Genomic DNA, 19678 nt, shown 5'->3' with positions numbered 1-19678 from the left:
GGAAAGCATGGCCCTGGAGCGGAGGACAGAACTCGTGCAGCCAAGCGGAGAGCAGTACTCCATGACGGCGGTCGGCTACACCGCGACCGTGACCGAGGTCGGTGCCACGTTGCGCAAGCTCGCCCACGAAGGACGCGCGCTCGTCGCCGGCTTCGACGCCGAGGAGATCCGGCCGGCCTACCGTGGCGCCGTGCTCGCCCCCTGGCCCAACCGGGTGGCGGACGGTGCGTACGACTTCGGGGGTACGACGCACCAGCTGCCGCTGAGCGAACCGGCCCGGCACAACGCCCTGCACGGCCTGGTCGCCTGGGTGCCCTGGACACTGCTCGAACGCTCAGCGGACCGGGTGGTCCTCGGGTACCAGCTGTTCCCGCAGGACGGGTATCCGTTCCGGCTCGATCTCACCGTGTCCTACGTACTTTCCGTCGACGGGCTGACGACCCGGCTCACGGCGCTGAACGCCGGCGTGGACGAGGCGCCTTACGGGTGCGCGCCGCACCCCTACCTCGTCGCCGGGCCGGGCCGGGTCGACGACTGGACGTTGGACCTGCCGGCGGCGGACTACCTCGAGGTGACGCCCGACCGGTTGCTGCCCGTGCGGGTGACGCCGGTCGAGGGGACGTCGTACGACTTCCGCCGCGCGCACGACATCGGGGACACGTTCCTCGACCACGCCTACACCGGCCTCGGTCGCGACCCGGGCGGGCGGACCCGGGTGCGGGTCGTGACCGGCGACGGGAGCGGAGTGGAGATGTCGTGGAGCGCGGAGAGCCTCCCGTGGGTGCAGGTGCACACGGCCGACCGCCCGGAACCGGAGCTCAACCGGTCCGGCCTCGCCGTCGAACCGATGACCTGCCCGCCGGACGCGTTCAACTCCCGCACGGACCTGCTGGTGCTCGCGCCCGGCGAACTCCACGAAGCCTCCTGGACCATCACCGCCGTCTAGGCCGATCGCCTGAGGCGAGGGCGGGGCCGCATGGGGCGAGCTGCACGGGGCGAGGGCCGAACCGCTTGACGGGGCCGACCTTCGTACGAACGTCGGATCCCCACCGTCTCAGCGGAGGCGGTCCTGGATCCGGGCGACGTCGGCGAGGACCTGGTCGATCACGTTGTCGAGGCCACGCTGCAGGTCTGTTGCCGCCTTCGCTGCCGGATTCGTTCCGCCCTGCAACTGCTCGCCGACCTGGCCACGCGCGTCCGCGGCGGCGGCGTTCACGGCCTCCATCACGGTCGCGGCGAGCACCTCTGATCCCTTCCTGAGCAGGCGCGGGTCGACCGTGAGTTCCATCAAGGTCCCGTCCGTCGACGTCACCGCCGCCACGGTGCCGTCCTCGGACGCTCCCGTGCCGCGGATTTCGGCCATGGCCTGCTGCAACTCCCGCGCGGCGGAAGTCGGGTCACCGCGTACTTCGTTGAGCCGATCCTCGAGCCCGTCGGTGCCGAGTTCACCGAGATCGAACGACGGAAAGCCGGTCATCGCATCCTCCACTGCTCAACCTGTCGTGCTCAACCTGGTTGTGCTCACCTGTCGCGCTCAACCTGTTCGTGCTCACCGGCAGCCGTACTTCTCCGCAAGGGCCGGCAGATGCCGTGACGCACTCTTCATGTCGTCGGCGTAGACCGCGAATGCCTTGCGCGCTTCCACGACCGACATCCCCACGGCGTGCTCGACGAACGCCACGGGACCTGCGACGAGTGCGAACTCGTCCACCGAAACAAGGGTTGCGCGGACCAGGTCAGGCGAGGCGAGAACCACGTCGAACGGCCGCACCTCCTCCCACCAGGCATCGAGTTCGACCGGATCCAGCGTGACGACAGCAGCCTGGGATGGTTCGTCCGGCCCGAGGTCGGCAGTCGTCAGGCACAGGAGGCGGGCATCTCCCGCAGCGCGGTGCGCGGAGACAATGCGCTCCCCCGCCGGATCGTCGGAAAAGGAGTTGAACTCCTCGATCGGAACGACCGTCCTATCGCCGTCGGCCAACCAGTCCGCGCGGAATTCCTGGTCGGAGGCGAGCAGCGTTCTTCGACAACGCGCCACCTCGTCGATCGGCATCTGCTTGCTCGACATCGCTGTCCTACCTGGTCCTTCCTGATTCCCTACGTGAGTCCCCATGGGCAGCCCTCATGCGCCGTTTTCATGGGCCGTCCTCATGGGCCGTCCTCATGGGCACGGTCATCGCGGCCGATCTCACGGATCGTATCGATACTTGGTATCCGGCTGGCCCTTCTGTTGCAGTGAGATCGTCGTCCTGCCGTCGCTCGAACTCCGCAGCGATATGTCAGAACCGTCAGGCAGCTCCGCGACCTTGGTGCCGTTGGGATAGGACTTCACCTGAAGGCCCTCCGTAATCTCGGCGAAATCGCTTTCGGCCTGGGTGCGTCCGCCGTTCCGGACGGCGATCTTCGAATGCCCCTTACCCTTCGACTCCTTCTCGATGGTGGCGCCGTCGTCAAGGATGTCCTCGGCATCCTGGCGGTTCTTCGGGGTGGGCCGGCCGCCACGGGGCTTCCTCGGTTCCGGCTCGCGTTCCTTGCGTACGCGCTTGATGGCGTCGTCGAGCTTGGCGCGCGCCTTGGCGACGATCCTGGGCCCCAGTTCCTTCAGCGCTTTGATGGCCGCCAGATAGAGACCCTTGACGGCCGCACGGGTTGCCACGGTCTGTGCGGCGGCAGCCGCCAGCGACGCACCGAGGGTCTCGACGGCGCCGGCGATGGCGACCGCCCAGGTGTAGGCGAGATAGATCAGCTGGGCGATCACCGCGATCTTCAAGGTGATCACGATGATCGAGGCCGTGTAGAACGCCGTACCCACCAGGTCGGCGGCATCCGCGCCGCCGTTCAGGTACCCCTCCTCGGCTGCGTACTTCCTCCAGTGCTCGGAGAACGCCGCGATCGCCTCGTCGGCGTTGGTGGCGGTGACCTTACGTCCTGCAGCGTCGCCGTCGGGCTTCAGCTCACGCAGCGTGGAGGCGAACTTCTGCCACGCGTCGCCGCACTCCCAGAGCAGTTCCTCGTCTGCCTGCGGCCAGATGAAACCGACCATGGTGAGGAACTCGCCCAGCTCCTCGGGTAAGGGAATCCACACTGCCGCCCCCAGTGCTCGATACGTTCGATGAGGTCTGCGTCACGGGTTACCGGGTCGTTGGCTACTCAGCCACCGCCGGCGTCCTCGACGTCGCGCTCCGCGCCGTCCTCGGTGCGTTCCCACTTCTTCGCGATGGTCTCGAGTGCCTCGCCGATCTCGACGATCCCCTCACCGAGTTCCTGGTAGTAGGCGAATGCTCTGTCGGCGATCGGTTGGTAGATGCCGCCGAACACGGTGCCGAGGTCGTCGCCGCCCCAGGGCGAGTTCGTCCCCGTCGTCTCCCGCTTCAGCGTGCTGACCGCCGTATCGACGTCCTCACCGCAGGTGCGAAAGCCCTTCGCGCCCGCGCGCAGGTCGTCGCGGGCGTTGGTCTTGGGTGCCACGTCGTCCCCCGTCCGCTGCAGTGGTCAGAGGTCAATTCTCCACTGGTTCCGCCGGGCGCGCCGAGGTGCCTGTGGACAACTCCCGTACTCCCCTGCGGTACGGGTGCCGCCCACAGGCGCACCCCCGGCGTTGTCGGTGCTGCCACCTAGCCTCGCCTTCACACATTCGTACGAAAGGACCCTCCGATGAGGTTCACCTGCGACACCGCGCAGTTGGGCAGGTCCGCCGCCTTCGCCGCGCGGCACACCGCCGGCAACGGCGCATCCATCCCGTCGTTGTCCGGACTGCGGATGTCGGCGCGCGAGGATGTCGTACGCCTGACGGGTTACGACTACGAGGCCAGCTCCGTCGTCAGCTTTCCCGCCGAGGTCGGCGAGGCTGGTGAGCTGCTCCTGCCTGGCCGGGTGTTCGCTGAGATCGTGCGTGCGTTGCCGGCCGGATCGGTCGAGGTCAGCGCGGCCGGCGGCACGGTCGAGATCGCGGCCGGCACGATCGAGTTCACGCTGCCGACCCTGCCGATGGCCGACTACCCCGAGCTGCCGGCACCGCCCGCACCGACCGGGGTGGTCGACGGTGGGTCGTTTGCCAAGGTGGCCGCACAGATGGCCCGGATCGCGCTGCGCGAGCACGTCATCCCGGTGCTGTCGGGCACGCTGTGTGAGTTCGCGGACGACTCGCTCACCATGACCGCGTCGGACCGCTTCCGGGTCGCGATCCGGGAGTTGCCCTGGAAGCCGACCGATGCCGAGCTGCCCGCCAGGGCGGTCGCCCCGGCCCGGCTCCTCGCCGAGGCCGCCAAGGGCCTCGGTTCCGACGACGTCCTCACGGCGGGCGTCGGCGGCGCCGGCGATCCGTTGTTGAGTCTGGGCACGGACGACCGACTCACCACCCTCCGCCTGCTCGACGACACCTATCCCGCGCTGCGGTCGAAGGTGCCGACCTCGTTCGTGGGCGCGGTCACCCTCGACGCCGAACTGCTGGGCGCCGCGCTGCGGCGGGTGTGCATCGTCGCCGACCGTTACGCGGCGGTCGAGCTGTCGATCGGCTCCGACGAGGTCGTGGTGGGCGCCGCCGGCGACGTCGACACCCGCGGGCGTGAACGACTGCCCGCCGACCTCGACGGATCCGGTACGACGGTGGGGTTCAACGCCGGCTACCTGCTCGACGGCCTCGACGTACTCGACGCGCCCTACGCGCGACTCTCCTTCAACGAAGGAGTCCGTCCCGCCCTGCTCACCGGACGCGACAGCCCCGAGGCCGACGATCGGCCTGACGTCCGCTATGTCGCCATGCCACGCCGTCTCGCCTCGTGACGGTCGGAACCCCGTGAGGTGCAGAACCTCGTGGCGAGAGGGCCGGCTCGCGGTCCCACGTCGTTGCCGTCGGCCCTCAGGGCGGCCGTCCGGACATGGCGGCCTCGCGAAGCCGGGTGAACTCGGCGGCCAGACCTGCCGGGGTGTAGTGCGCGTTGAGACCGCTGGGATTCGGCAGTACCCAGACCTGGGCCGCCCCGAGCGTGGCGTCCTGCGGTCCGACCTTCGCGGCGGGGGAGTCGAAGGCGGTGCGGTAGGCGGTCACGCCGACGACCGCTACCCAGGTCGGGTGCTGGCGCGCGACCAGGCGGCGGAGGCGGCGGGCACCAGCGCGTAACTCTGCCGGTTCGACGTCACTCGCCTTAGCTGTCGCGCGTGGGACGAGGTTGGTGATGCCGAGCCCGTAGTCGAGCAACTCCCGCTGCTCGGCCGGCCGCAGCTGGCGTGGTGTCAGCTCGGCGTCGTGGAGGGCGCGCCAGAACCGGTTGCCCGGATGGGCGAAGTGCCAACCGGTCGCGCCAGAGGTGAGGCTTGGATTGATCCCGCAGAAGAGCACCGTGAGGCCGGGCGCCGTGACGTCCGGAATCGTCTTCCCGGCGGCGGCCAGGAGGTCGGCCCTCGGCACCGCTCCCTGTCGTCCGGCTCGCTCGGCCACTCAGCCCTCCGGCGGTGCTTTCAGGATCGCCGGCGTCGTGGTCTTCGGCCGGTCCGGTCCACCTACCCCTGCGCCCGTTCGGCGTCGCCGTATTCGTCGTGCCAGTTCCACCATTCGTACGGCGGGGTTCGGGGGTAGCCCTCGGGCGAGTCCTCCCACTGCTCCTGACGCCCGAGTGCGGTCATGTCGAGGTAATTCCAGGTGTTTCCCAATGCCTCGTCGCCGCGGGCGTTGATGAAGTACGTGCGGAACACGCTGTCACCCTCGCGGATGAACGCGTTCGTGCCGTGCCACTCGTCCACACCGAAGTCGGCGTCGAACTCGTCGGTCATGGTGTACCACGGCATCGTCCAGCCCATCCGCGCCTTCACCCGCTCGATGTCCGGCTGCGGCGCACGCGAGGCGAAGACGAGTGTGGTGTCACGGGCGTTCAGATGGGCGAGGTGGCCGACGTGATCGGCCACCATGGAACAGCCGACACAGGCGTGGTCGGGCCAGCCGGACACACCGGGCTCAAAGAAGGCGCGGTAGACGATCAGCTGTCGACGACCCTCGAACAGGTCAAGCAGACTCGCCCTACCCGCAGGCCCGTCGAACTCGTACGCCTTCTCCACCGCCAGCCACGGCATCCGCCGACGCGCCGCGGCCAGCGCATCACGGGCCCGGGTCAGCTCCTTCTCCTTCACGAGCAGCTGCTCGCGCGCAGCCTCCCACTCCTGTGGCGAAACGATCGGTGGTGTTTTCATGGTGATGTTCTCCTTCCCGCTCAGGTTCATACCCACGCGCCGGGCTGGTCCCGTTCGGCTTGCCCCGGGGGCCCGGGCGACCACCTGCCGCGCGGGGCCTACCGGCTGAGGTGGTCCTTCAACGCATCGAGCTGGCCGTCCCAGTCGCGGGCCAGCGCGGCCAGGAACTGTTGTGCCACTTGCATCGGGGCGGAGTGGAGCCGGTACCGCACCCGGCGCCGCTCTCCTGGTTCGGCCGTCACCAGGCCGGCCTCTGCCATCAGGGCCAGGTGTTTGGCGATCGCCTGCCGCGTGATCGGCAGGCGACCGGCCAGGTCGGTGGCCGTGGCCGGTCCGCCCGACGCCAGCGCGGCCAGGATGGCCCGCCGGGTCGGGTCGGCCAGGGCGACGAAAACCTGTTCGGCGATCGCCTCGGTGTCAGGCGGCATCGAGGTAGTCGACCAGTTCGCCCAGCTCGCTTGCCCAGCCCTGGGTGTTGCCGTCGTACGCCTTGTGGTGGGCGTCTGCCGGCAACTGGGCAAAGCCGGATTCGACGACGGTCAGCCGCGTCCCCGTACCGACCGGTTCGAGCGTGAACTCGACATAGGTGCGGCGCGGATCGCCCTCGGGCAGGCCGTAGATGTGCCAGGTGAAGCCGAACACCGTCGGCTCCTCGACCCGTTCGACGCGCATGTCGGCGGTGTCGCCGCTGGTCCAGGTCATCCGGGCTGATCCGCCCGGGCGTAGGTCGATGGTGGCCTGGTTGCCGAACCAGGTGCCCAGACCCTCGGCCGTGGTGAGCGCCGCCCACACCTTGGCCGGCGGGTGGGCGATCTCGACGACACGCTCGATCCGATCGGGGAATGCCATGACAGCCTCCACAAGTAGCAACCGTTTGGTTGCTACTTTATGGCAACCGATCGGTTGCGTCAATGGGCGGGTATCTCCAGTCACGGCCTACGCGTCTCCGTGTATGCGGAGGAGGGCCAGCGTCGCGTCGTCGTGCACCTTCGCCGTGGTGCGGCGCTGGCCTGCCGGTTGTCCCGCGTCCGCGCGTTCGGCGGCCCGGGTCTGGGCGATCCAGGCGTGCGGGCCGCCCGCGCGCAGGGCCTCGAGGGCGTCCCGCCAGTCACCCCACCCGAACGTGTCGACGAGGCGGGTCGCCCCGTCGGTGGCCGCCACCACCGTGCGTACGCCCGACAGTGCGGACTCACCGGTGAGCGCTTCGTACGCCGACTCCGGACGTTCGGCCGCCACCCAGTAGCCGCCAGGCTGGTTCCGCCGCGCTCGAACCACCGGGCCCGTCGGGCGTATCCCATCCGCGCGCAGCCGGCGACCTACCTGGCCCGCCCGGTTGTCGGTGATGAGCCGCGGTTCCCCGCCGGTGTCCACGACGATGGCCGCGTCGGACAGGACCAGATGTTCGAGCGTCCCCTCGCGGAGACGTACGACCGCCACCGTCGCGGCCGGGCTGTCCGGATGCGCGGGATCGCAGCCGCCGCCATGCGCGTCCCGAGTCTCGGCGATCGCCGCGGCGAGGCAGTCGGTGAGTGGCTCGGAACCCTTCCCCGCCAGGGAGAAGAGGCGGGTCCCGAGCGTCCGGGCGTACCACGCGACGCCATGCCGGCAGCCGGTGTCGGACCGATCGAGCGGTGTCACCCCGTCGACGACGACCACCACATCCGGGGAGGCCACCACGAAGTCCTCGTTCGGGATCGCGGGATCACCGGCAACGGTCGCGAACGTCACCTGCATGCGTCGCGGCTCCTCAGCAAGCCAGTTCCTTCACCCCACGGTGGCACCCTTGGACCTTATGCCCACCCGGAGCCGTCCCACCGACTCCGACCCAGGTGCTACTTCCGGCGTACGTGGATATCGCCACCGCCGAAGATCGCCACACCCTTGAGCACGATGACCGGCGCACCAGGCGGGGGTGGCGTGTCGCCGGTGTTGATGCTGACGCCACCGAGGACGCCGCCGCACTGGTTCTGCACTTCGACGCCATCGGGAATGGTGATGCTGATCCCACCAAAGAGGGCGAACAACCTGATCTCGACTCGACGCGCGTCGAAAGTCGCCTCGGTCATGTCCAGATCGAAGCCGCCGAACACCGCGACCGCATTCGTCCGACGCCGCACGCGCCAGCGACCTTTCCGTTCGCCACCGCCGAAGATCCCGATCAGGTGGTCGGTCTCGGTGGACGCCCCGGCCTGGTCGATCACGGGGCTCCGGGCCCGCGCCTGCGAGTCCGCTCCCGGCGTTTCCACCACATCGGACAGGTCATGGGTCAGCGGTACCAGTTCCCCCAAAGTCTTCGCGGTGTAGACCGCGTCGAGGCGCTCGGAATGCTCATGCGTTTCCAGCCGCCCGTCCGCAAGCGCCTCACCCAGCAGCTGGACCACGCGTTCGCGATCCGCGTCGGACGCGCGGAGGTGCGCCCGTGGGTGTACCGGCTCAGGCAGATTCGTCATGGCGACACGATAGTGGGACATAGGGGTTGTGGGCGCGTGGCCATTCTCCTGGTTGTCCGGGCGTAGGTTGGACTTCAGGCCAGCGCCAGCGCATCGGGATGTTACGACATCAGGGGGACCGATCATGGTCGATTCCGCGCTCCAGCAACTCCGCGAACGCCTTCGTGGCCGCGTCATCACCGCGGCGGACGACGAATACGACCAGGCGCGCCGCGTCAACAACGCGATGATCGACCGGCATCCGCGCCTCATCGTCCGGCCCGCCAATTCCGGCGACGTGATGGCCGCGGTCGATTTCGCCCGCGACAACACTCTCGACCTCGCGGTCCGCGGCGGTGGGCACAGCGTGCCCGGGTTCGGCACCTGCGACGACGGGTTGGTCATCGACCTCAGCCGGATGCGCGGCGTCCGGGTCGATCCCGTCCGCCGGCTGGCCCGTGCGGACGGCGGCGCGACGTGGGGCGACTTCAACGCCGCGACGTATCCGTTCGGCCTTGCCACGACGGGCGGGATCATCTCCACCACAGGAATCGCCGGACTCACCCTCGGCGGTGGGATCGGCTATCTGACCCGCAGCCTCGGCCTGTCCTGCGACAATCTGGTCGCAGCCGATGTCGTCACCGCCGACGGGCAGTTTCTCCTGGCGAGTGCGCAGGACAATGCCGACCTCTACTGGGCCATCCGTGGCGGTGGCGGGAACTTCGGTGTCGTCACGTCGTTCGAGTTTCGGCTCAGCCCGGTCGTCGACATCTACGGCGGGCCGGTCTTCTTCGAGCTCGAAAGGGCACGTGACGTGTTGGAGTTCTATCGCGACTTCATCACCTCGGCCGACCATCGACTCGCCGTCTTTCCGGCGTTCCAGATCGCGCCGCCGCTGCCGTTCATTCCGCCAGGTCGCCACGGCGATCCGCTGGTGGGCCTTGTGTCGTGCTGGGCGGGACCACTCTCGGAGGGTCCCTCGATGGTGGCACCGATTCGCGATGTCGCTCCCGTGGTCGCGGAGTCTCTCGGCCCGATGCCCTACCCCGCCCTGAACACGGCGTTCGATGCGCTCGTCCCGCCGGGTATGCAGCAGTACTGGAAGGCCAACTTCGCCCGGGAGCTCACTGATCCCGCGGTCGACGCTCACCTGGAGTTCGGACCGCGGCTCCCGGCGTTGAACTCGACCGTGCACGTCTATCCCGTCAACGGTGCGTGCAACGAGGTGGCGGGCGACGCCACTGCCTTTGCCTATCGGGACACGACCTTCGCCACGGTGATCGCCGGAATCTGGCCCGACCCAGCAGACAATGCACAGAACATCTCGTGGGTACGCGACTACTACTCCGCCATCGCGCCGCATTCTGAGGAAGCCGGCTACATCAACTTCATGTCCGGCGACGACCAGGCTCGTACTGAAGACAACTACAGCGCCAACTACGAACGGCTCGTCGCGATCAAGAAGAAGTACGACCCGGCCAACCTCTTCCACCTGAACCAGAACATCAGGCCGGAATAGGGCCTGGCGACCGAGAAAGAAGGCCCCCTCACGCACGAGGTTCGCGCGAGGGGGCCCCTCATCCCACGTGCCGAGCTGGCGGCGGCCCGGGCGCCCGGCTTTCTACTCCGGGCTTTCTACTCCGGGCGCTTGAGGTACCGGTGCCGGCTGCGTACCTCGTCGAGAAGCTCCTCCGCGCTCAGCGCGAGCGTGTCGAGCTTGGGGTCGACCTCGTGGACGCGGGTCGCGTCGACGAACTCCGCCTCCGGCGGCAGCTTGGCCTTGACCGGGTTGACGGCGTCGTTCAGCACCGATGAATCGAAGCCGATCCGCTCGACGAACTTCGTACCGTCGTTCTTCCGCGCATGCCGCAGGGCACCGGCTTCGCGTAGCACGAGTTCGACCTTCGCCAGGGTTTCGCGGGCGTCGGCGAGCGTGTGATAAATGGCCTCGAGCTTGGTCTGGGCTTCCTGGCGTTCGATGATGGCGTGGTTCATCTCGGTCTTGGCGTCCGTCACCCGGCTAGCGGTGATCACCGCTCCGAGAATGGCGCCGAGAACGCCGGTCATCACGGCCGTGACGCCGGCATAGAGACTGAGATACTGGTTCCAGGCATTCGCGCGCATCGAGAGGTACGACACGAACGCGCCGAACGCGACGATTAACAGCAGTCCGAAGAATGTCCGTGGGTCTTTCCAGCTGTAGCTTCCGCCTTCGCGACCAGCGGTGCTGCTCATCATTCCCCTCCCCCGCATGGCATCCCGCTCGTTGCCCTGCACGCATCGAGACGCTCTGTGACTTGCGTACTACTGATTCGTCATCCTAGGTGTGACCTTTCACGGCCGTGCGGAAACCGCGGCTTCAATGTCCGCCAGCAATGACCGGACATGACCAGCACTTGTGGGCCAATTCCGCACGCTTCGCGTTGCTTCTGAGGGAGACAATGGCGCGTCGTCGGGTTGTGGGATTTGCCAAGCGGGGAAAGAGAACCGCGGGAGACAACAGGACCAAACGCCCGGCTTCACCCGCTGAGGGTGGTCCCGGTGCTCACGGCTGGCCGACACCCTGGGAATCATGGACGATCACATCAGGCCGCGGCGCATCGTGATCGTCGGCGGGGGATTCGCGGGACTCTTCGCAGCCCGCTCGTTTCGCCACGCACCGGTCAGGGTGACGCTGATCGACCGTGCGGCTCACCACCTTTTCCAACCGCTGCTTTACCAGTGCGCAACCGGAATCCTTTCCGAGGGCGAGATCGCCGCGCCGTTTCGAAGCGTCCTCAGGCGGCATCACAATGTCGAGTCCCTGCTCGCCGAAGTGACCGACTTCGACCTGGACCGCCGACAGGTGATCGCCCGCCGACCGCACGGTTTCGAGGTACGCGTCGACTATGACGATCTGATCGTCGCCGCCGGGGTCGAGCAGTCCTATTTCGGGCACGACGAGTTCGCCCGTTACGCACCAGGAATGAAGTCGGTCCTGGACGCGCTGACCATCCGGCAGAAGGTGTTCGGCGCGTTCGAGTTGGCGGAGTCGGCGGCGAACGCGGACGAACGCAAGCACTGGTTGACGTTCGCCCTGGTCGGCGCCGGACCGACCGGTGTCGAACTGGCCGGGCAGATCCGCGAACTCGCCACGCACACGCTTCGCAACGAATACCGGACGATCACGCCGGAGGACGCGCGGGTTCTCCTCTTCGACGGCGGCGACGAGCCGCTCGCGTCGTTCGGTACGAAGCTCGCCGACAAGACCGCGCGCTCACTCACCCAACTCTGCGTCGAACTTCACCTGCACACGCGGGTCACCAGTGTCGACGACGAAGGCCTCGACGTCAGGCAGGCGGACGGCAGGACCGTCCGCTACGACGCGGGAACGATCCTGTGGACGGCCGGTGTCACCGCACCTGCAGTGGCGGACACCCTCGCCAAGGCCGCAGGAGCCGAGCAGGACCGGTCGGGCCGGATCAAGGTCGCGCCGGACCTCACGATCCCGGGGCATCCCGAGATCTCCGTCGTCGGCGACATCATGAGCCTGGACCGGTTGCCCGGCGTCGCCGAGGTCGCCATGCAGGCAGGGATGTACGCCGCGACCCGGATCAGGCATCAGGTCGAGTGCCGACAGAAACCGCAGAAGCCGTTCAGGTACCGGGATCTGGGTTCAGCCGCCTACATCGCGCGCGGACGTGCCGTCATGTCCGTGGGATCCGTCCGCATCAGCGGGTTCCTCGGCTGGCTCGGCTGGTTGTTGCTGCACATCGCGTTCCTCACCGGCTATCGCAACCGGGTGGGTGCCGTCCTCAGCTGGCTCGTCGCGTTCACCTCGGAGGCACGCCGCGAGCGTGCGTTCACGACCCGCCAGCTCGAAGCGGCCCGCGAGATCTACGCCCCGACGGCTCCAGGGCCGCCCGAGCGACCGGGCTCACCAGCGCCCCCGGCGTCCCCGGCGCCTGCCGCGCGACCAAGGCCACCGGGAGAACACCAGTGATCGACATCGGGGCACAGTCGATGACCGCCGCGGCGGACCTGTTCCTCGCCCAGCCGCCGCCGCAGACGCTGCCGGCCCGCCTCCAGATGGCGTTCACCCTGATGACGCACATCATCCTGGTGCCTCTCGGCGTCGCACTGCCGTTCATCACCCTGGTCATGAACTGGCGTGGCCTGCGGAAGAAGGACGAGGTGGCGTTGAAGCTCGCCCGCCGATGGTCGGTGGTGATGGCGATCCAGTTCGCGGTGGGCGTCGTGTCCGGCACGATCCTCTCGTTCGAGTTCGGCCTGCTCTGGCCAGGTCTCATGGGCCGTTGGGGCGGAGTCTTCGGCAGCGGCTTCGGCATCGAGGCCTGGGCGTTCTTCCTGGAAGCGATCCTCATCAGCATCTACCTCTACGGTTGGCGACGCCTCAAACCGTGGACACACTTCCTCGTCGGTCTGCCGCTGCCGGCCGTCGCCCTGCTCGGTGCGTTCGGGATCCTCGCGGCGAACGCCTGGATGAACTCACCGCGCGGATTCACCCTCGACGCCCATGGGAACCCGAGCGCGATCGACATCCGGCGGGTTCTCTTCACGCCCCTGCTCGGGCCGCAGTACTGGCACTTCATCCTCGCCGCGTACATGGCCGCCGGTTTCGGTGTCGCCAGCATCTATGCGGTCGGCTGGCTTCGCGGGCGCCGGGACCGCTATCACAAGCTCGGCATCACCGTGCCCTTCACGGTGGCGGCGATCGCCACACCGATCCAGCTCATCGTCGGCGACATCATCGCCCGCGCCGTCTTTCGTGAGCAGCCGGTGAAGTTCGCCGCCATGGAGCTGGTCTGGAGAACCGACACGCGGGTGCCGGAGTACATCTTCGGCCGGCTCAACGCCGACGGCACCGTCTCCGGCGGCATCCCGATTCCGTGGCTCGACTCGATGCTCGCCGGGTTCAGCCCCGACACCCGTGTCCAGGGGTTGGCGTCCGTACCGGTGAACAACCGCCCGTCACCTGAGCTCGCGACGCTCGTCCACACGTCGTTCGACCTCATGGTGATCCTCGGCACCCTGCTGTTCGGACTCTCGGCGTGGTACGCCCTTGCCTGGTGGCGGCATCGCGACCTGCCACGGTCGCGGTGGTTCTTCCGGTGCACCGCCCTGTCCGGGCTGGCGGCCATCCTCGCCATCGAGTTCGGCTGGATCACGACCGAGGTGGGCCGCCAACCATGGATCGTGTACGGATTCATGCGGGTGTCCGAGGCGGTGACCCGCAGCGTGGGACCCGCGACGATCTGGACGACCTTCGCCGTCATCGTCGTCCTCTACGTCCTCATCGCGACGGCGTTCATCCGGCTGCTGTTGCGGCTTCGGCTGCGCTGGCAGCTGGCCGACGCGGAGGCCGCCGCGCGGGAAGCGCACGAAGCCGGGAAGCGCCCGCCGTCGGAGGCGGGAACCACGACTGCAAACAATCCGCCGCCGGGTTCAGCCGAAGGTCCCCCGCAGCGCGACGACGAGGATCGGGACGGGGCCCCGTGATGACGGCCGCCACCATTGTCGCCCTCGTCCTGCTCCTGGGTGTGGCGGCGTACTCCTGCGGCGGCGGCACCGACTACGGCGCGGGCATGTGGGATCTCGCGGCCGGTGGCGTCGAGCGCGGCGACCGCCCCCGGCGGCTCATCGACTACGCGATGGCTCCGGTCTGGGAGGTCAACAACGTCTGGCTGGTCTTCGTCCTCGTCATCACGTGGACCGGCTTTCCCAAGGTCTTCGCGGCGGTGTTCTCCGCGGCATGGATCCCGCTCACGCTCGCCATTCTCGGACTCATCCTGCGGGGTGTCGGTTTCGCGTTCCGCAAGCCGACCCGGCACCCGAGGAGCCGGCTCCGCTTCACCGCGTTGTTCGGCGTCTCCTCGATCCTGACGCCCTTCTTCTTCGCGGCCGCACTCGGCGCGATCGCGTCCGGGCGGGTCCCGCTGGGCAGTCGTGACGCCACGATCGTGTCGAGCTGGCTGAATCCCACGTCCGTCGCGTTCGGTCTCGTGTCGCTCGCCGCCACCGCATTCATCGCGGCGGTGTTCCTGACCGGCGACGCGGGCCGGTTCGGTGCACCGGACCTGGTGACGTACTTCCGCCGCCGCTCCGTCGTGGCGGCGGGCGCCTTCATGGTGGTCGGTGCGGCGGCTCTCGCCGTGGTGCGGTTCGACACACCCCGCCTCTTCGCCGGGCTGTGGAGTGGTGGGGCACTGCTCTTCACCCTCGGAATACCGGTCCTCACGGTCCTCACGGCCGTTCTCGTCAGCCGCGGCATCCCCCGGATCCCCCGCGTGACGGCGGTCGGCGCGGTCGGCGCGACCGTGTTCGCGTGGGGCGTCGCCCAGCATCCGTACATCCTTCCGACCTCGCTGACCATCGAGCAGGGCGCGGCGCCCAGCAGTTCACTGAACTGGCTGGTGCTCGTCGTCGTGGTCGCGGCGATCCTCGTCATCCCACCGCTCGTCCTGCTCTACCGGCTGGACGCCATGGGTGCGCTGGAGGCCGATCACGACGAGGACCTGAAACCGCGCGGCAGCACCTGAGACCGGCCGCCGCGACGGGCTGCCTGACGCACCCGCGCCGCCGGCTCGGCGAGCTTCGCCTCCAGCTGCCGAAGCTCGTCCAGCACCTGATGGATCCAGAGCAGCTGCAGCCGATGGCCGGCAGGTGACTGCCCGCCGTCGGCCGCCGCCTGACGCAGGCAGGCCAGCCGATGGGTCTCGTCGGCGGGATCGACAGGTGCCGGTGGCGGTATGGAGTCGTCGCTGGTCAGCGCGCCGCAGAGGTCCTCGTACCACGCCTCGATCCCCTCGGCGTAGGACACCATCGCCGGATCCCGCGCACCGAACGCATCGGCCCGGTGGTCAACGGCTCCGGCCAGGTGATGCAAGGAGTGGCCCGCCAACCGGAGTTGGTTCGCACCCGCCACCAGCGCGCCCACGTCCGCCACCGGGATCGGCCGCGCACCCCAGTCGGTCAGATAGTGGCCGAACGCCTCGTCCAGGCGGTGGCCCGCGTCGATGGCCGGGTGGGCGAACGCGGCCAGCGGCTCGGCTCCCGGCACGCCCGCGATCCGGCGTACGGATGCGGTGACGTAGGCGATCGCCGAACGGTACGCCGCGGACAGGTCGTGGGTAAGCACGGTCGTGACCCCTTGGGGCCACAGGAGAATCCCGACCAGCAGGCTGATCGCCGAGCCGACGGCGATGTCCTCGAGCCGGACCAGGCCCACCTGCCAGCCGGTCGGCACGATCAGGTTGAACAGGATGAGCACCATGAGCGAGAACGCCGCCTGCCCGGCACCGAACGACAGCCGTCCGGCCGCATAGCTCGCGAAGAACACCGCCACCGGAAAGATCGCCCACAGGACCACCTGGTGCGATCCGATGGCCACCATCAGGGCGCCGCCCGCCACGACGCCGACGACCGTCCCGGCGACCGCCCGGACGACCGTCGAGCTGGTCCGCAGGGCGTTCGACCGCAACACCGCCAACGTGGCGAGCACGACCCAGAAGCCGTGCTGCAGATGGGCCAGGTGGGCGACCAGGACGGCGACGCCGAGCCCCACGGCGCCCCGGGCGCAGTTGCGGAACCACAGCGAGTCCGGGCGGAAGTTCCGCACCGCCGCGGCCAGACCCTCACGGGCCCGTTGTCCGACGAACGCGGCGGACGGCACAGGCCGCGCCTCGATACCGCCCGCCACTGCTTCGCGTGTGGCGCTGTCCGCCGGCGTACTCCCCCCGACACCGCTCTCGCTGACCGCGCCACCGGTGGCACGGAGGGCACTGACCGCCACCGACGCCGTGGCGAACGCCAGCGCCCGCATGCGCAACGCCGGCTCGATCGCCGCGAGCAGGGCCCTGTCCTCCGGCTCCGGTCGCGCGACCGACGTCTCGTCGATCCGGCGAAGGACCGTGAGCGCCATCTGCGAGCGGGCGCGCTCCAGCGCCTCGAGATCCGGTACACCGTTCCCCCGACGTAACCGGTCCGCGCTCGCCTGGAGGACGCCGACGACCTGGGCGCCGACCCGGCGGTTCTCGCCCTGCGCCATCGGTGCGGGTGTGTCGTCCCTGGTCGCGGCGGCGGCCTGCACGAGGGTGAACAGCCAGTCGATCTCGTTGACCAGGCAGGCGAGCCCCCGGTCGGTGCCAGCGGCGCCGGTCCGGTGGAACGGCGTACCGACGGCGATGTCCCGCATCTCCGCGATCGTGCCGGCCGCCGTACGCTTCACCGGCGGCGCCTCACCGAGCGCGTCCGGGCGCTTCGGGCCCGCCAGCCCTGCCGCCTCGATCAGGCGCGCCACGGCGACGCACGCATCGGCGGCCGCCAGCCGCAGCCGGTCGGTCGGCTGGTCGGCCAGGAGGAACATCGCGGCCGGAATTCCGACCGCGCATGCCAGGCCCCAGCCCGCGAGTCGGTCCGGCAGGTCGCTGACACCGCCGGGCAGCGAGACCGGAAGGACGAGCGTGAGCACCGCTCCGTTGCCGGCCGCCGCGAAGTAGCCGTTGACCACACCGGAATAGAGCACGAGGAAGCCGACGACCGTGGTCACCGACGCCGCGACCCAGGGATTCCCGGAGCACAGCGTCCCGATCGCGATCATGACGGCACCGGTCAGCGCAAGGGCGGCGTACGCCACCACCTGCGTACTCCGTCTGCCGGAGAACTCGACCATGACCAACAGCGCGAACGCACCGAATGCCGCGAAGAGCGCCACCTGGCGGTTGCCGATCACCACATGGGCGAACGCGAAGAGCGTGGGAATGACGATCGCGCCACGCAGCGCACGGCCGACCGCGTGCCGCTGCGGGCCCACGAGCACACGCCCGAGCGCGGTCATCAGCTCTCCTCCCGTTGCCACCCGACCCGTACCCATCGACGGGGGTTGCGGCGCGCACACGTCATGCCCGACTTCACCCGGCCCGGGTGAGGGGACCGCGGGTGCGGCGGCGGGATGGTGAGAGTGCGTCGGAAAATGTCCGACCAGATGTGGGGGAATGTGATGGCGAAGAGCCACGACGTATTCGTCTATCTCGGTACGTACGCGAACGAAGCCGACGCCGAGGCCGACCTGCAGGCGGTGAAGACCCTGCACCGGGAGGGCGCGATCGGGACGTACGACGCTGCCGTGGTCGACCGGCACGACGGGGACGTCCATGTCCACAAGGTCGAGACGCCGACCCGTCGAGGCACCTGGACGGGCGTCGGCGTCGGCGCGGTACTCGGGATCCTGTTCCCGCCGTCGATCGTCGGCACCGCGTTCGTCGGCGGCGTCGCGGGTGGCCTCGTCGGGCACTTCGCGCACGGCATGTCACGCAAGGATGTCCGGGAGCTCGGCGAGACCCTCGACACCGGCGAGGCCGCGTTGATCGTCATCGGACGGGACCGACTCGCGGAGAAGCTCGACAAGGCTCTCACCCGGGCCGAGCGGCTGGTCGAGAAAGAGGTCGACCTCGAAGGGCGGGAGCTCGACAAGCAGCTCGCGGCCGCCAACGCCGAGCAGAGCTAGTGTGCCCGGCGAGGAAGCGGTCCGACAGCAGTGCCGCCGGCGGGCAGGCGATCACCATGGCACAGACGACCGGTCGCCTGTCGGCCGGTGAGTTTCGTACGCTCTTCGCCGCCGTCTCCGCCTGGGACAGGGCAGGCGAACCGGCCGAGCGTGGGGCGCTGCGTCATCTCACCCCGGACCGCGTCGCCGCGGCCGCCCGACTGGTGCGTACGGGAGTGACGGTGCCGCTCGGCCGGGTCCTCGACACGCACAGGGGTCCGGCGAATCCGTCGCCGGCCGTGCACGTCATGACCTCGACACCGGAACCTGGTGGCGAGAGCGACGCCGACGCCACTGGCACCGTCCACTTCGCCACCGACTATGTGGGCCTCGACTACCACCATGACACGCACAGCCACGTCGATGCCTTGTGCCACGTCGACTTCGACGGCCTGCTCTACGGTGGCGTACCTGCCGAGACGGTGACGTCCTACGGTGCCGAGCACGCCTCGATCGCGACGCTCGCCGGAGGCCTGGTGGGCCGCGGGGTTCTGCTCGACATCCCGCGGGTGCGCGGCAGCCGGTGGGTCGAACCCGGCCAGCACGTCTACCGTAAGGACCTCGAAGCCGCCGAACACGAGCAGCGGGTGCGGGTCGGCACCGGGGACATCCTGCTCGTCCGCACCGGGCATGCTCGCCGGCTCGACGAGCTCGGACCGTGGGACACGGCGCGTGTCAAGGCCGGCTTGCATCCGGCAACGGTGACCTTTCTGGCCGAGCGGGAGGTCGCTGCGCTCGGGTGTGACGCCAACAGCGACACCGCACCGAGTACGACCGACGGGGTCGCCTTTCCCGTGCACGTTCTCGCCATCAACGCGATGGGGATCCACCTGTTGGACTATCTGCACTTCGAGGAGCTCGCCGAACGGTGTGTGCGAGAGGACCGCTGGGAGTTCTTGTTCGTGGCGGCGCCCCTGCGGGTTCCTGGCGGGACGGGCTCCCCGGTCAATCCGCTCGCGATCTTCTGACCCGGTGAGCCGACGCGATGACCTACGGGCGGCGAGAGGTTGCTAACGCCTCGCCGTCGCCTTCGGTCCGGGCTTGTCGATCGGCCCGGACGCATTGAACACACCCGCCATGCCGTTCTTCTTCTGGAAGGTACAGAAGAACGACAGGTTTCCCGACTTCGGCAACCTCACCGGCACCTCGGAGACGCCGCCGGGCTGGATCTGCATGTCGACGTACGTACCAGCGATCGTGAAGGTATGCGGCGACTGGCTCTCATTTTCCAAAGACACCACGATGCGCTGCCCCGGCGTTCCCTTGATCACCGTCGGAGAGAAGTAGTTGTCCTCGATCTCGATGCTGACCTTGCGCGCACCAGTGATGTCCTTCGTGCCGTGATAGTTGGCCCGCACGCCGGCGAGCTCAGCCTTGCTGCCGATCTGCAGGGTTGGGGTCGCCTTCGCCGGCTTCGGAGTGGCCGCACCGGATCGAGCAGGCTCCGGATCGCCGCCACACCCCGTGAGCGACAGGACGGAGATGAGTACCACGATCAGGCCCATCCCACGCATGGGAACAC

At 68.8% G+C, this 19678-nt stretch carries 21 protein-coding genes; 8 read left to right on the top strand and 13 right to left on the bottom strand.

The features are described from left to right. Positions 1–34: 34 nt before the first annotated feature. Positions 35–946, top strand: a complete 912-nt coding sequence (locus tag ABN028_RS23720) for an aldose 1-epimerase family protein (protein WP_349698153.1) — start codon at positions 35–37, stop codon at positions 944–946. Between the two features lie 108 nt (positions 947–1054). Here ABN028_RS23720 and ABN028_RS23715 read toward each other — a convergent pair whose 3' ends face one another. The 4 genes from ABN028_RS23715 to ABN028_RS23700 form a co-directional block, all read right to left on the bottom strand. Next, positions 1055–1477, bottom strand: coding sequence for a YbaB/EbfC family nucleoid-associated protein (locus ABN028_RS23715; protein WP_349330189.1), 423 nt, complete (start codon positions 1475–1477; stop codon positions 1055–1057). Between the two features lie 72 nt (positions 1478–1549). Continuing rightward, positions 1550–2068 (bottom strand): hypothetical protein, encoded by a 519-nt coding sequence (locus tag ABN028_RS23710; RefSeq protein WP_349330190.1) that lies wholly within the window; start codon positions 2066–2068, stop codon positions 1550–1552. Positions 2069–2188: 120 nt separating this feature from the next. Continuing rightward, positions 2189–3085 (bottom strand): WXG100-like domain-containing protein, encoded by an 897-nt coding sequence (locus ABN028_RS23705; protein ID WP_349330191.1) that lies wholly within the window; start codon positions 3083–3085, stop codon positions 2189–2191. Between the two features lie 65 nt (positions 3086–3150). Continuing rightward, the gene (locus ABN028_RS23700; RefSeq protein ID WP_349330192.1) at positions 3151–3468 is read right to left on the bottom strand and encodes a WXG100 family type VII secretion target; all 318 of its coding nucleotides are present in this window, start codon (positions 3466–3468) and stop codon (positions 3151–3153) included. 186 nt (positions 3469–3654) lie between these two features. On the opposite strand from ABN028_RS23700, the gene dnaN reads away from it, so the two are divergent. After that, entirely contained in the window at positions 3655–4782 is a 1128-nt protein-coding gene (gene dnaN / locus ABN028_RS23695; RefSeq protein WP_349330193.1) for a DNA polymerase III subunit beta, read from the top strand. A gap of 76 nt (positions 4783–4858) precedes the next feature. Here the strand turns inward: dnaN and mug are convergent, their stop codons facing one another. The 6 genes from mug to ABN028_RS23665 form a co-directional block, all read right to left on the bottom strand. Further along, the gene (gene mug, locus ABN028_RS23690; RefSeq protein ID WP_349330194.1) at positions 4859–5407 is read right to left on the bottom strand and encodes a G/U mismatch-specific DNA glycosylase; all 549 of its coding nucleotides are present in this window, start codon (positions 5405–5407) and stop codon (positions 4859–4861) included. A gap of 92 nt (positions 5408–5499) precedes the next feature. Beyond that, the gene (locus ABN028_RS23685) at positions 5500–6183 is read right to left on the bottom strand and encodes a DUF899 domain-containing protein (RefSeq protein ID WP_349698152.1); all 684 of its coding nucleotides are present in this window, start codon (positions 6181–6183) and stop codon (positions 5500–5502) included. Positions 6184–6281: 98 nt separating this feature from the next. Continuing rightward, positions 6282–6611 (bottom strand): ArsR/SmtB family transcription factor, encoded by a 330-nt coding sequence (locus tag ABN028_RS23680; RefSeq protein WP_349330196.1) that lies wholly within the window; start codon positions 6609–6611, stop codon positions 6282–6284. Next, the gene (locus ABN028_RS23675) at positions 6601–7032 is read right to left on the bottom strand and encodes an SRPBCC domain-containing protein (protein ID WP_349330197.1); all 432 of its coding nucleotides are present in this window, start codon (positions 7030–7032) and stop codon (positions 6601–6603) included. The genes ABN028_RS23680 and ABN028_RS23675 overlap by 11 nt, the downstream gene beginning before the upstream one ends. Positions 7033–7119: 87 nt before the next feature. Continuing rightward, complete coding sequence (locus tag ABN028_RS23670; protein WP_349330198.1) at positions 7120–7917, bottom strand: protein phosphatase 2C domain-containing protein; 798 nt, start codon at positions 7915–7917, stop codon at positions 7120–7122. 98 nt (positions 7918–8015) lie between these two features. Continuing rightward, positions 8016–8633: a DUF1707 SHOCT-like domain-containing protein gene (locus ABN028_RS23665; RefSeq protein WP_349698151.1), complete on the bottom strand. Its 618-nt coding sequence runs from the start codon at positions 8631–8633 to the stop codon at positions 8016–8018. A 124-nt stretch (positions 8634–8757) separates the two neighbouring features. Between ABN028_RS23665 and ABN028_RS23660 the strand changes: the two genes are divergently transcribed. Further along, entirely contained in the window at positions 8758–10131 is a 1374-nt protein-coding gene (locus ABN028_RS23660) for an FAD-binding oxidoreductase (protein ID WP_349330200.1), read from the top strand. Positions 10132–10247: 116 nt separating this feature from the next. On the opposite strand, the gene ABN028_RS23655 is transcribed toward ABN028_RS23660, so the two are convergent. After that, positions 10248–10847, bottom strand: a complete 600-nt coding sequence (locus ABN028_RS23655) for a hypothetical protein (protein WP_349698150.1) — start codon at positions 10845–10847, stop codon at positions 10248–10250. Positions 10848–11184: 337 nt separating this feature from the next. On the opposite strand from ABN028_RS23655, the gene ABN028_RS23650 reads away from it, so the two are divergent. The 3 genes from ABN028_RS23650 to ABN028_RS23640 are packed head-to-tail and all read left to right on the top strand — an operon-like array spanning position 11185 to position 15151. Continuing rightward, a complete protein-coding gene (locus ABN028_RS23650; RefSeq protein ID WP_349698149.1) occupies positions 11185–12594 on the top strand; it encodes an NAD(P)/FAD-dependent oxidoreductase in 1410 nt (469 codons plus the stop codon). After that, a complete protein-coding gene (locus tag ABN028_RS23645; RefSeq protein WP_349698148.1) occupies positions 12591–14111 on the top strand; it encodes a cytochrome ubiquinol oxidase subunit I in 1521 nt (506 codons plus the stop codon). Before ABN028_RS23650 ends, ABN028_RS23645 begins: the two co-directional genes overlap by 4 nt. After that, the gene (locus tag ABN028_RS23640; protein WP_349330204.1) at positions 14111–15151 is read left to right on the top strand and encodes a cytochrome d ubiquinol oxidase subunit II; all 1041 of its coding nucleotides are present in this window, start codon (positions 14111–14113) and stop codon (positions 15149–15151) included. Before ABN028_RS23645 ends, ABN028_RS23640 begins: the two co-directional genes overlap by 1 nt. On the opposite strand, the gene ABN028_RS23635 is transcribed toward ABN028_RS23640, so the two are convergent. Then, a complete protein-coding gene (locus ABN028_RS23635) occupies positions 15115–17448 on the bottom strand; it encodes an FUSC family protein (RefSeq protein ID WP_349698147.1) in 2334 nt (777 codons plus the stop codon). The genes ABN028_RS23640 and ABN028_RS23635 overlap by 37 nt on opposite strands. Before the next feature lie 135 nt (positions 17449–17583). On the opposite strand from ABN028_RS23635, the gene ABN028_RS23630 reads away from it, so the two are divergent. Together ABN028_RS23630 and ABN028_RS23625 are read left to right on the top strand one after the other, a co-directional pair. Further along, positions 17584–18117 (top strand): DUF1269 domain-containing protein, encoded by a 534-nt coding sequence (locus ABN028_RS23630; RefSeq protein ID WP_349330206.1) that lies wholly within the window; start codon positions 17584–17586, stop codon positions 18115–18117. Between the two features lie 56 nt (positions 18118–18173). Further along, positions 18174–19124 (top strand): cyclase family protein, encoded by a 951-nt coding sequence (locus ABN028_RS23625; RefSeq protein ID WP_349698146.1) that lies wholly within the window; start codon positions 18174–18176, stop codon positions 19122–19124. 42 nt (positions 19125–19166) lie between these two features. Here the strand turns inward: ABN028_RS23625 and ABN028_RS23620 are convergent, their stop codons facing one another. Continuing rightward, a complete protein-coding gene (locus ABN028_RS23620) occupies positions 19167–19661 on the bottom strand; it encodes a cupredoxin domain-containing protein (RefSeq protein ID WP_349330208.1) in 495 nt (164 codons plus the stop codon). Between the last annotated feature and the right edge of the window lie 17 nt (positions 19662–19678).

The organism is Actinopolymorpha sp. B17G11 (genome assembly GCF_040196095.1).
Taxonomy (GTDB): domain Bacteria; phylum Actinomycetota; class Actinomycetes; order Propionibacteriales; family Actinopolymorphaceae; genus Thermasporomyces.
The sequence above is the reverse complement of the archived record's forward strand: the minus strand, read 5'-3'. Positions and strand labels throughout refer to the sequence as shown.